This is a genomic window from Mycobacterium sp. UM_CSW, assembly GCF_000455205.1.
In the GTDB taxonomy this organism is placed as follows: Bacteria; Actinomycetota; Actinomycetes; order Mycobacteriales; family Mycobacteriaceae; genus Mycobacterium.
The window spans coordinates 72,955-84,013 of the sequence record NZ_AUWQ01000007.1; the positions used below are offsets into that span (position 1 = coordinate 72,955).

Annotated in this window: 12 protein-coding genes; 6 read left to right on the forward strand and 6 right to left on the reverse strand. The window is 69.9% G+C overall.

The window, feature by feature from the left end; all coding sequences use genetic code 11:
- Window positions 1–6 precede the first annotated feature (6 nt).
- From N415_RS03375 to N415_RS03395, 5 genes are all read right to left on the reverse strand, one after another.
- Window positions 7–372: a PPOX class F420-dependent oxidoreductase gene (locus N415_RS03375; protein ID WP_068177209.1), complete on the reverse strand. Its 366-nt coding sequence runs from the start codon at window positions 370–372 to the stop codon at window positions 7–9.
- Window positions 373–452: 80 nt separating this feature from the next.
- Window positions 453–1,559: an acyl-CoA dehydrogenase family protein gene (locus N415_RS03380; protein WP_068177212.1), complete on the reverse strand. Its 1,107-nt coding sequence runs from the start codon at window positions 1,557–1,559 to the stop codon at window positions 453–455.
- Between the two features lie 7 nt (window positions 1,560–1,566).
- Window positions 1,567–2,727: an acyl-CoA dehydrogenase family protein gene (locus N415_RS03385; RefSeq protein ID WP_068177214.1), complete on the reverse strand. Its 1,161-nt coding sequence runs from the start codon at window positions 2,725–2,727 to the stop codon at window positions 1,567–1,569.
- Window positions 2,728–2,866: 139 nt separating this feature from the next.
- Window positions 2,867–3,100, reverse strand: a complete 234-nt coding sequence (locus N415_RS03390; protein WP_068177216.1) for a DUF3618 domain-containing protein — start codon at window positions 3,098–3,100, stop codon at window positions 2,867–2,869.
- Window positions 3,087–3,497 (reverse strand): phage holin family protein, encoded by a 411-nt coding sequence (locus N415_RS03395; RefSeq protein WP_068177218.1) that lies wholly within the window; start codon window positions 3,495–3,497, stop codon window positions 3,087–3,089. The genes N415_RS03390 and N415_RS03395 overlap by 14 nt, the downstream gene beginning before the upstream one ends.
- Window positions 3,498–3,633: 136 nt before the next feature.
- Between N415_RS03395 and N415_RS03400 the strand changes: the two genes are divergently transcribed.
- Genes N415_RS03400 through holA form a run of 3 tightly spaced genes read left to right on the forward strand, consistent with a single transcriptional unit; the run spans window position 3,634 to window position 7,042 of the window.
- Window positions 3,634–4,485 (forward strand): ComEA family DNA-binding protein, encoded by an 852-nt coding sequence (locus N415_RS03400; protein ID WP_068177220.1) that lies wholly within the window; start codon window positions 3,634–3,636, stop codon window positions 4,483–4,485.
- Between the two features lie 35 nt (window positions 4,486–4,520).
- Window positions 4,521–6,047: a ComEC/Rec2 family competence protein gene (locus tag N415_RS03405; protein ID WP_068177245.1), complete on the forward strand. Its 1,527-nt coding sequence runs from the start codon at window positions 4,521–4,523 to the stop codon at window positions 6,045–6,047.
- A gap of 44 nt (window positions 6,048–6,091) precedes the next feature.
- The gene (gene holA / locus N415_RS03410; RefSeq protein WP_152531227.1) at window positions 6,092–7,042 is read left to right on the forward strand and encodes a DNA polymerase III subunit delta; all 951 of its coding nucleotides are present in this window, start codon (window positions 6,092–6,094) and stop codon (window positions 7,040–7,042) included.
- 23 nt (window positions 7,043–7,065) lie between these two features.
- Here the strand turns inward: holA and rpsT are convergent, their stop codons facing one another.
- Entirely contained in the window at window positions 7,066–7,326 is a 261-nt protein-coding gene (rpsT, locus tag N415_RS03415) for a 30S ribosomal protein S20 (protein WP_068107880.1), read from the reverse strand.
- A gap of 146 nt (window positions 7,327–7,472) precedes the next feature.
- On the opposite strand from rpsT, the gene N415_RS03420 reads away from it, so the two are divergent.
- Genes N415_RS03420 through N415_RS03430 form a run of 3 tightly spaced genes read left to right on the forward strand, consistent with a single transcriptional unit; the run spans window position 7,473 to window position 10,995 of the window.
- Window positions 7,473–9,179, forward strand: a complete 1,707-nt coding sequence (locus N415_RS03420; RefSeq protein ID WP_068177225.1) for a circularly permuted type 2 ATP-grasp protein — start codon at window positions 7,473–7,475, stop codon at window positions 9,177–9,179.
- Window positions 9,179–10,156 (forward strand): alpha-E domain-containing protein, encoded by a 978-nt coding sequence (locus tag N415_RS03425; protein ID WP_068177226.1) that lies wholly within the window; start codon window positions 9,179–9,181, stop codon window positions 10,154–10,156. Before N415_RS03420 ends, N415_RS03425 begins: the two co-directional genes overlap by 1 nt.
- Window positions 10,156–10,995 carry a transglutaminase family protein gene (locus N415_RS03430; protein WP_068177228.1) on the forward strand — a complete coding sequence of 280 codons (840 nt, stop codon included), beginning with the start codon at window positions 10,156–10,158 and terminating at the stop codon, window positions 10,993–10,995. Before N415_RS03425 ends, N415_RS03430 begins: the two co-directional genes overlap by 1 nt.
- Window positions 10,996–11,059 lie beyond the last annotated feature (64 nt).

Below are 11,059 nucleotides of genomic sequence, written 5' to 3' on the forward strand. Positions count from 1 at the left end.
GACGCCTCAGTCGGCGATATCGAATCCGGTGATGACCTTGGTGGGGCGCACCCGCACCACCAGTTCGCCGGGGACGGCGTTGCGGCGGCCGAACTCGTCCGCGCGGTCGGCGCCCATGTAGCGCGCACCGGTGCGCGTCGCGACGTCGAGCACGTCCGGTTGATCCTCGCTCACCGACGCCAGGCCCTGCACCTGGACGAACGAATACGGCGGATGCGGATCGTCGACACAGATCACGACCCGCGAATCCCTAGCCAGTGCACGGCCTTTCGAGGTGTCCCGGCCGGTGGTGAACGCCAGTTGGCCGTCGTCGACAACAAACCAAACCGGCGCGACCAGCGGCCGCCCGTCGGCGGCGACGTAGCCGAACATTCACGGTGCGGGCAGCCTCCGAAAAACACCGAGAGGAACTCAACGACCCGGTCGGAGAGTTCTGCGGGTTCGGCCGTGCGCTACAGCCGGGCCAGGTCGTAGTCGCCGAGATGGTCGATCAGGTTGTGCAGGTGGTCGCTGGAGGTGCCCAGCGTGTGTTCGATCGCGGTGAGCCGGGCCGCGTAGTGGCTGACGGGATATTCGGCGGTGACGCCGATTCCGCCGTGCATCTGGATCGATTCCTGTGCGATGTGCCGCCCCGACCGGCCGATCTGCACCTTGGCGCGCGACGCGATCAGCGGGTCCAGGTTGCCGTCGGCGATCGACATCGCGGCGTAGAAGCTCATGCTGCGCGCCACTTCCAGCGACACATACATGTCGGCGGCCCGCTGGGTGAGCGCCTGGAACTTGTTGAGCGTGACACCGAACTGCTTGCGAGTCTTGAGGTAGTCGGTGGTCAGGCGAAGCGCTTCCTCCATGGCCCCGACAGCTTCGGAGCACAACGCCGACTGGATCCGGATGACGGCGTTGCGGATGGCGAGCGAGGCGTCCCCGCCTTCGCCAAGCGGTTCGGCGGCGGCGCCGTCGAGATCGACCTGGGCGCCGCGCTGTCCGTCGAAGGTCCGGTAAGGATGCCGGGTGACCGAATCCGCGTCGACGAGGAACAGGCCGGTGCCGCCGTCGGGCAACGCGGCGCTGACCACCAACGCGTCTGCGCAGTCGCCGGCCAGCACGGGGTTCTTGCGTCCGCTCAACGTCCACGAATCACCTTGCCGCGCAGCGGTAGTGGTGACCGTGGCCGACGGGGCGCGGTGCCCCGGTTCCAGGTGGGCGAAGGCCAGCAGGTGTTGGCCGGCCGCGACCTCGTCGAGCTGTTGCTTCTGGGCGTCGCTGCCCAGCTCGGCGATCAGCGCACCCGGTGCGAGCGCGGCGTGCAGGATGGGTTCGGGCGCTAACCGGCGCCCGACCTCGGTTAGCACCACCATGATCTCGATCTGGCCGGCCTCGTCCGGCTCGAACCCGAGGCCGAGGATCCCGGTGTCGGCGAGCTGACTCCACACCTCGCGGCTCCAGCCGAGGTCGGACCCGATGACCTTGTTGCGGCTTTCCGGGTCGTATGTGCGGGAGAGCAGGTCGCGGGTGGTGTCGCGCAGCAGGGACTGCTCGTCGGTCAATTGGAAGTCCATGGCTGCCTCACAATCCGAGAATGGTGGACGCGATGATGTTGCGCTGTACCTCGCTGCTGCCGCCGTAGATCGTCGTCTTGCGGTAGTTGAGGTAGTGCGGCGCGCTGTGTTGCGCCCACGAGGGTGATGAAATGTCTTCCCCGTCGGCCGGCAGCGCGTCCGGGCCGGCGACCTCGACCAGCAGCTCGGTCGCGATCTGCTGCAGTTGACTGCCGCGCAGCTTGAGCACCGACGACGCCGGGTTGGGCTGGCCGTCCGCGGAATCCGACACCACCCGCGATTGCGTGAGTTCCAGTGCCAGGACCTCGTTTTCGGCCTCGGCGAGTCGCGCCGCGAACAGGGGATCGTTGAGCACCCCGGTTTCGGCGGCGTGTTTTTTCACCTCGGCGAGGCGCACCTTGGTGCGTCCCACGCCGGCGATGCCGGTGCGTTCGTTGCCGAGCAGGAACTTCGCGTACGTCCAGCCCTGATTCTCGTGTCCGACAAGCTGATCGGCGGGCACCCGGACATCGGAGAAGAACAACTCGTTGATCTCCTGGCCGCCGTCGATCGTCTTGATCGGCCGCAGGGTGATGCCCGGCGTCTTCATGTCGAAGAGCAGAAACGAGATTCCGGCCTGCCGCTTGGGCGCCTGCGGATCGGTGCGCACCAGGCAGAAGATCCAGTCCGCGTACTGGCCGAGCGTTGTCCAGGTCTTCTGGCCGTTGACGATGTAGTGGTCGCCGTCGCGGACCGCGGTGGTGCGCAGCGACGCCAGGTCGGAGCCGGCCTCGGGCTCGGAGAAGCCCTGGCACCACCAGATGTCGAGGCTGGCCGTCGGCGGCAGGAAGCGTTGTTTGATCTCCTCGGAACCGAATTCGGCGATCACCGGGCCGACCATCTTGGTGTTGAAGTTCAGCGGCTCGGGCACGCACGCCAGTTGCATTTCGTCGGCCCAAATCTGGTGCTGGGTCGGCGTCCAGTCCTTGCCGCCCCATTCGACGGGCCAACTCGGGACCGCCAGACCGTGCTCGTGCAGGATCTTGTGGCTGGTCACGATGTCTTCGCGGCGCACCGACGCCGAGCCCTGGCGTACCCGGTCCCGCAGCTCTTGGGGTATCTGGGTGGTGTAGAAGGTGCGAAGCTCGTCGCGGAACGCGGCTTCCTCCGGTGTGAGCGCCAGTTGCATGGCAGCCTCCTTTGTCGCGCGACCACCGGATCGTGAATCCTCAGCGTCAGACCGGCAGTCTCGTCCTGCAGGTTAGGCGCACAACGCCGTTCAACGTTAATCGGGGGGCACGGGCGCCCCCCCAGTCACCGCCGGGCGTTCATCGCCGGCGTAGCCACCAGGCCAAGCCGATGATCGTGGCCGCGCCGAGCACGGCCGCTATCGCCAGGCGCGGCGCAGCGGACCGGATCCTATCGGCCTTACCGGCGATCGCTTCGACGGTGGCGCTGAGTTGCTCGCGCGTCTGCTCGATGTCGGCCTGTAGTTCGTGGATGCTGGCGTCGGGCCCAACCGGTGGAGTTCCGGGACCCCGCGGCCGTTCAGCTCCGGTCATGGCGGGCGTCTTTCACTGTCTGGACGTCTTTCTTGATGTTGGCGACGGTGAAGGGTGCCGCCGGTGCGACGTCTTCGGCTTGGTGCTTACTGAGCAGCGCCGCCGCCCCGGCCGCGGCGAACAGCGCCGCGGCGACGATCAGGGCGGCTGCCCACACCGGCACTGCCAGCGACACCGCGGCAATGCCCGCCGCGATCAGGCTGGCCAGGCCCGCTAAGCCAAGTATTCCGGCCACGCCGAACAGCCCCGCGCCAATGCCGGCGTGTTTCGCCGATCGCTCGATTTCCTTCTGCGCCAACTGCATTTCGTCGCGAACTAGCCGTGACAGCTGCGACGAAAGCTGACTCATCAGCTCGCCGATCGACGCGTCCGGCGTCGGCTTTGCCTCCGGGTTCATACGCGGCTGGCTACCCCCGCATGCGCACGCCAAACCCGGCATCCTCTTTTGCACAGCCTCGGATTCGTCCACATCCTGGTTCCGCGGCGAAGTCGCGCGCGGCCGTGGTGGCGGTCGGCGCGCCTACGGTCGGCACATGCGAACAGAACTGCCCGCCGAGCGGCTACAGCGACGCCTCGGCGCCGAGCCAGCTGACGAATCGGACCCGGAGGAACAGTCCCCGGACTCGGACGAGTCAGAGGACCCGAACTCGCTGTTGCCGCGCTGGCTTCCCGACGCCGCCGATCACCGGGGTTGGGTGGCGAAGATGCGCGCCGACCCGGGCCGCGCCGGTGCCATCGCGTTGGCGGTGGTGGCCCTCCTCGCGGTGCTGGTGACGGTGTTCACCCTGGTGCGCGACCGGCCTGCGCCGGTGATGTCGGCCAAGCTGCCGCCGGTGGAGAAGGCCGCGACCGCGAGCCCCAGGTCGTCGGCGAACCCGGGTGCCGGGCCGCCCGCTTCCGACCGGCCGGTGGTGGTCAGCGTGGTCGGGCTGGTGCACACCCCCGGGCTGGTCACCCTGGCGCCCGGCGCCCGCATCGCCGACGCACTGCAGGCCGCCGGGGGACCGGTGAACGGCGCCGACACCATCGGGTTGAACATGGCCCGGCCGGTCGGCGACGGCGAGCAGATCGTGGTCGGGCTCGCTCCCGTCCCGGGGCAGCGGACGGCGCTTGGCAGCTCGGTGTCCGCCGGGACGTCGGCGGCGGCCGGGCCGCCGGGGCCGGTCTCGGGGACGGTGAAGCCGAAGGTCGGTGAGGCGCTCGACCTCAACACCGCGACCCAGGAGCAGCTGGACGCGCTGCCCGGGGTCGGGCCGGTCACGGCCGCGGCCATCGTCGCGTGGCGGCAGGCGAACGGGAAATTCACCAGCGTCGACCAGCTCGCCGACGTCGACGGCATCGGCCCGGCGCGGCTGGAGAAACTGCGCCCGCTGGTCCGTGTCTGACCGCGGTGCGCGACCCGGCGTCCGCACACGTCGATGTGCGGCTGGTCCCGGCCGCGCTGACCGGCTGGCTGGTCACCGCCGCCGGTATCTGCTGGCCGGTCGGACGGGCGGTCGCGGCGTGTTGTGTCGTGCTGCTCGGCGTGGGTGCGGCGCTGGCCTGCCACGCGGCGCTCGGGCCGGCTCGGGCCCCCCGGTTGCGGACGGTCGGCGCCGGCCTCGTGGCGGTCGGCGTGGTGGGCGCGGGGTTTGGTCTGGCCATCGCGCTGCGCAGCGACGCGGTCGCTCACCACCCGATCACCGCGACGTTCGGCACGGCCGCCCCGGTGACGGTCAGCCCCACCGAGAGCCCGTTGCCCCTCGGGCCGGGCCGGTTGATGTTTCGCGCCACCCTGCAGCGCCTGCGCGACGATAGGATGTCCGGTCGAGTGGTGGTCTTCGCCCGGGCGTCGGACTTCGGTGACCTCACCGTGGGCCGGCCGGTGCGGTTCACCGCGCGGATCAGCCGTCCGGGCCGCCACGACCTGACCGTCGCGGTGCTCAACGCATCGGGCCGTCCGACCATGGGCACCGCCGGGGTGGTGCAGCGCACCGCCCACGCCGTGCGCGGCCGGTTTGCCGCCGCCGCCCGCGAGACCCTGACAGTGGACCAGGCCGCGATGCTGCCCGCCCTGGTTCTCGGCGATACCTCGGCCGTAACCGGTCAGACCAGCCGCGAGTTTCGGGCGGCCGGCATGACGCACCTGACCGCGGTTTCGGGGGCCAACGTCACGATCGTGTGCGGGGCGGTGCTGTTCTCGGCCCGGTTGATCGGGCCGCGCGCCGCCGTCGCCCTCGCCGCGGTCGCGCTGGTGGCGTTCGTCATCGTGGTGCAGCCGACGGCAAGCGTGCTGCGGGCCGCCGTGATGGCCGCCATCGCGCTGACGGGGGTGCTGTCGTCGCGTCGGCGGCAGGCGATTCCGGCCCTGTCCGCCGCGGTGCTGATCCTGCTGGCGGTCGCCCCGCACCTCGCCGTCGACGTGGGCTTTGCGCTGTCGGTGCTGGCGACGGCCGCGCTGATCCTGATCGCGCCGGCCTGGTCGCGGCGCCTGGTCGGCAGGGGCTGGCCCAAGCCGCTGGCGGATGCGCTCGCCGTCGCCTGCGCCGCACACGTGGTGACCGCCCCGCTGGTCGCCGGCGTCTCGGGCCGCGTCAGCCTGGTCGCCGTGGCCGCCAACCTCGCGGTCGCGCCGGTGATCGCGCCGATCACCGTGTTGGGCAGCGCGGCGGCCCTGCTGTGTGTCGCGTGGCCTGCCGGCGCGCAGCTGTTGATCCGTTTCACCGGCCCGGAACTGTGGTGGGTCGTGAACGTGGCGAGGTGGTCGGCCGGCGTGCCCGCGGCGACGCTGCCGGTTCCGGCCGGTGCGCCCGGCGTGGTGCTGGTCGCCTCGGCCACCGTAGCGGTGCTTCTGGTGGGCAGACTGGCGTGTCGCTGGCGTTGGTGTCGCCGGGCGCTCGGATGGGCCGGGGGAGCGGCGGCCGTGTGCGCGCTGGCCTGGTCGCTGTCGGGAGCGCTCGCCGGTTAGTCGGTGTCGCGTGACACCATCGGGGGGTGAGCGAGGTTGCGCACCTGCACCTGGTGCTGGGGGACGAGGAGCTGCTGGTCGAGCGGGCCGTGGCCGACGTGCTGCGGTCGGCGCGCGAGCGGGCCGGAACCGACGACGTCCCGGTGAGCCGGATGCGGGCGGGCGACGTCGGCACCTACGAGCTCGCCGAGCTGCTCAGCCCGTCGCTGTTCGCCGACGAGCGCATCGTGGTGCTGGAGGCGGCCGCCGAAGCCGGCAAGGACGCGGCCGCGGTCATCGCCGCGGCGGCCGCCGACGTGCCGGCCGGCACGGTGCTGGTGGTGGTGCACTCGGGCGGCGGGCGCGCCAAGGCGCTCGCCACCGAGCTGCAGTCGCTGGGCGCCGAGGTGCATCCCTGCGCGCGGATCGCCAAGCTCAGCGAACGCGTCGACTTCATCCGCAAGGAGTTCCGCGCGCTGCGGGTCAAGGTCGACGAGGAGACAGTGACGGCGCTGCTCGACGCCGTCGGGTCCGACGTGCGCGAGCTGGCCGCTGCGTGCTCGCAGCTGGTCGCCGACACCGCCGGCCACGTCGATGCCGCCGCGGTGCGCCGCTATCACAGCGGGAAGGCGGAGGTGAAGGGCTTCGACATCGCCGACAAGGCGGTGGCGGGCGACGTCGCGGGGGCCACCGAGGCGGTGCGGTGGGCGATGATGCGCGGCGAGCCGCTGGTGGTGCTGGCCGACGCGCTGGCCGAGGCCGTGCACACCATCGGCCGGGTGGGACCGCTATCCGGCGACCCGTACCGCCTGGCGTCGCAGCTGGGCATGCCGCCCTGGCGTGTGCAGAAGGCCCAGAAGCAGGCCCGGCGCTGGACGCGCGAAACGGTTGCGGCCGCGATGAAAGTCGTGGCGGAGCTGAACGCCAACGTGAAGGGGGCCGTCGCCGACGCGGACTACGCGCTGGAATCGGCGGTCCGGCAGGTTGCCGAATTGGTGGCCGACCGGGGCCGCTGACCGGCCCAGAGAAGCTCGGGTGCTCAGATCTTGTTGAGCGCCCGCGCCAGCGCCGACTTCTTGTTCGCGGCCTGGTTCTTGTGGATCACGCCCTTGCTGGCCGCCTTGTCCAGCTTGCGGTTGGTCGAGACCAGCAACTCCGCGGCCTTCTCTTTGTCGCCGCCCTCGGCGGCCTCCCGGAACGCGCGGACGGCGGTACGCAGCGAGGACTTCACCGACTTGTTGCGCAGCCGGGCGCGCTCGTTGGTCTTGATGCGCTTCTGCTGCGACTTGATGTTGGCCACGCGTGAGTTCCTTCTTCGAATCGGTGATTGCGGTGCTTCTCGGGGGGCGGCCCCACACCCAATAGCGACTGCCCAGGTTAGCAGTCGGTTACGTTTTTTCCCAAAAGGGGAACCCGTGGCCTGCTACAACGCCGACGTGAGGCACCATCTCTAAAGTGAGTCTTCCGAGCCAGCTTGAGGACACCAGGCGGGGATCGCGCGGCGCCGTGGCGCGGCCGGATGCGCGCTCCGAACGCATCTTCCGCGGCTACACCGCGTCGGACTCGTACGCCGAGGTTTACTCCAAGGCCTTCGACGAGATGTTCGACGCCCAGGGCACGGTCCGCGGCCCGTACAAGGGGATCTACGCCGAGCTGGCGCCGTCCGACGCGTCCGAGCTGAAGGCCCGCGCCGAGGCGCTGGGCCGCGCGTTCATCGACCAGGGCATCACGTTCTCGTTGTCGGGCCAGGAGCGGCCGTTCCCGCTCGACCTGGTGCCGCGCGTCATCTCGGCGGCCGAGTGGAGCCGGTTGGAGCGCGGCATCACCCAGCGGGTCAAGGCGCTCGAGATGTACCTCGACGACATATACGGCGATCAGGAAATCCTCAACGACGACATCATTCCGCGCCGCCTGATCACCTCCTGCGAACACTTTCACCGGGAGGCCTTCGGCATCGTCCCGCCCAACGGGGTGCGGATCCACGTCGCCGGCATCGACCTGATCCGCGACGAGAAGGGCAACTTCCGCGTCCTGGAGGACAACCTGCGCTCGCCCTCGGGGGTGTCGTACGTGATGGAGAACCGGCGCACCATGGCGCGGGTCTTCCCCAACCTGTTCGCCACCCACCGGGTGCGGGCGGTCGACGACTACGCCTCGCACCTGCTGCGCGCGCTGCGCAATTCCGCGGCCACCAACGAGGCAGATCCCACCGTCGTCGTCCTGACCCCCGGCGTGGCGAACTCGGCCTACTTCGAGCATTCGCTGCTGGCCCGCCAGATGGGCGTCGAGCTCGTCGAAGGCCGCGACCTGTTCTGCCGCGACAACCAGGTGTACATGCGCACCACCGAGGGCGAGCGCCAGGTCGACGTCATCTACCGGCGCATCGACGACACGTTCCTGGACCCGCTGCAGTTCCGAGCCGACTCGGTGCTCGGGGTGGCCGGCCTGGTCAACGCCGCCCGCGCCGGCAACGTCGTCATCTCCAGCGCGATCGGCAACGGCGTGGGCGACGACAAGCTCGTCTACACCTACGTGCCGACCATGATCGAGTACTACCTGGGCGAGAAGCCCCTGCTGGCCAACGTCGAGACGTACCGATGCTGGCTGGACGACGAGCGCGAAGAGGTCCTCGACCGCATCGACGAATTAGTGCTCAAGCCGGTCGAAGGGTCCGGCGGTTACGGCATCGTCTTCGGCCCGGAGGCGTCCGACAAAGAGTTGGCCGCCGTCGCCAAGAAGATCCGCGACGATCCGCGGAGCTGGATCGCGCAGCCGATGATGGAGCTGTCGACCGTGCCGACGCAGATCGGCAGCTCGCTGGCGCCCCGCTACGTCGACCTGCGGCCGTTCGCGGTCAACGACGGCGACGACGTATGGGTGCTGCCGGGCGGATTGACCCGGGTAGCCCTGGTCGAGGGCTCGCGGGTGGTCAACTCCAGCCAGGGCGGCGGGTCGAAGGACACCTGGGTGTTGGCGCCGCGCGCCGCGGCCGGCGCCCGGGAGCTGGGCGCCGCGGAGGTGGTGCGGTCGTTGCCGAAGTCCATCCCGGATCCGGTGCTCGACGGGTCGCCACGGCTGTCGCAGCAGCAGGCGCAGCCCAACGGGGCGCCGGACGAGCAGCCCCAGCAGCAGCAACAGCAGAGGATGCGCTGATGCTGGCCCGCAACGCCGAGGCGCTCTACTGGATCGGTCGCTACGTCGAGCGCGCCGACGACACCGCACGAATCCTGGACGTCGCGCTGCACCAGCTGCTCGAGGATTCCAGCGTCGACCCGGACCAGGCATCCCGGTTGCTGCTGCGCGTCCTCGGCATCGACCCACCGGATCACGACCTCGACGTGTGGTCGTTGACCGACCTGGTGGCCTTCAGCACCAACGCGTCGGGCGGGTGTTCGATCGTCGATGCCATCACCGCGGCGCGGGAGAACGCGAAGTCGGCCCGCGAGGTGACGTCCAGCGAAATCTGGGAGTGCCTCAACACCACCTACCACGCCCTGGCAGAACGCGAGCGCGCCGCGAAACGCCTTGGGCCGCATGAGTTCCTGGCGTTCATCGAGGGCCGCGCGGCGATGTTCGCCGGGCTGGCCGACTCGACGCTGTCGCGCGACGACGGATACCGGTTCATGCTGCTGGGCCGCGCGATCGAGCGGGTCGACATGACGGTGCGGCTGCTGCTGTCGCGGGTCGGCGACAGCGCGTCGTCGCCGGCGTGGGTGACCCTGCTGCGCTCGGCGGGCGCACACGACACCTACCTGCGGACCTACCGGGGGGTGTTGGACGCGGGCCGGGTGGTCCAATTCATGTTGCTGGACCGCCTGTTTCCACGCTCGGTGTTCTACTCGTTGAGGCTGGCCGAGGACAACCTTGACGAGCTGGTGCACAGCCCGCAGAGCCGGATCGGGGCCACCGCCGAAGCGCAGCGGTTGCTCGGGAAGGCCCGCAGCGAACTGGAATTCGTCCAACCGGGTGTGTTGCTCGAGTCGCTGGATAGCCGCTTGGCGGGCCTGCAGCGAACCTGTCGGGATGTCGGAGAAGCGTTGTCGCTGCAGTACTTCCACGTGACCCCCTGGGTTGCGTGGTCGGACGCCGGCCAGGGCGCCCGACTGGTCGGCAGGCAGGGCGAAAACTGATGTGGCGGCTGCGCGTGGTGCACACCACCGGCTACGCCTACCAGTCCCCGGTGACGGCCTCCTATAACGAGGCCCGCCTGACCCCGCGATCGGACACCAGGCAAAACGTCATCCTCAATCGCGTCGAAACCATCCCGGCGACAAGGTCGCACCGCTACATCGACTATTGGGGCACCGCCGTCACCGCATTCGACCTGCACGCGCCGCACACCGATCTCACGGTGACCTCGTCGTCGGTCGTCGAGACCGAACGGGGGGAGCCGGCGGTGGCCGAGGTCAGCTGGAGCGACCTGCGGTCCGAGGCCGTGATCGATCGTTTCGACGAATTGCTGCGTCCCACCGCGCACACGCCGACCGGCAAGCGCGTCGCGTCGGTCGCCAAGAAGATCGCCAAGTCCTATGACCCCGCCGAGGCCGTCGTGGTGGCGGGCAAGTGGGTGCGCGGCGAGCTGGACTATCTGCCGGGGACCACGGGGGTGCACTCCTCCGGGCTGGACGCGCTGAACGAGGGTAAGGGCGTCTGCCAGGACTTCGTGCACCTGTCGCTGATGTTGTTGCGCGCCATGGGAATTCCGGGACGTTACGTGTCCGGGTATTTGCACCCGAGACGCAACGCCGTCGTGGGCGACACCGTCGACGGGCGAAGCCACGCGTGGATTCAGGCCTGGACCGGTGGCTGGTGGAGTTTCGACCCCACCAACGACAGCGAGATCACCGAGCAGTACGTCAGCGTCGGCGCCGGGCGCGACTACACCGACGTCGCCCCGCTCAAGGGCATCTATTCCGGGGAAGGCGCGACCGATCTCGACGTGATCGTGGAGGTCACCCGGCTGGCCTGAAAGCCGTCAGCCGTGCGGGCCCGGCAGGCCCAACAGCTTGCCGCCCGCGCCGCCCGCCCCGCCG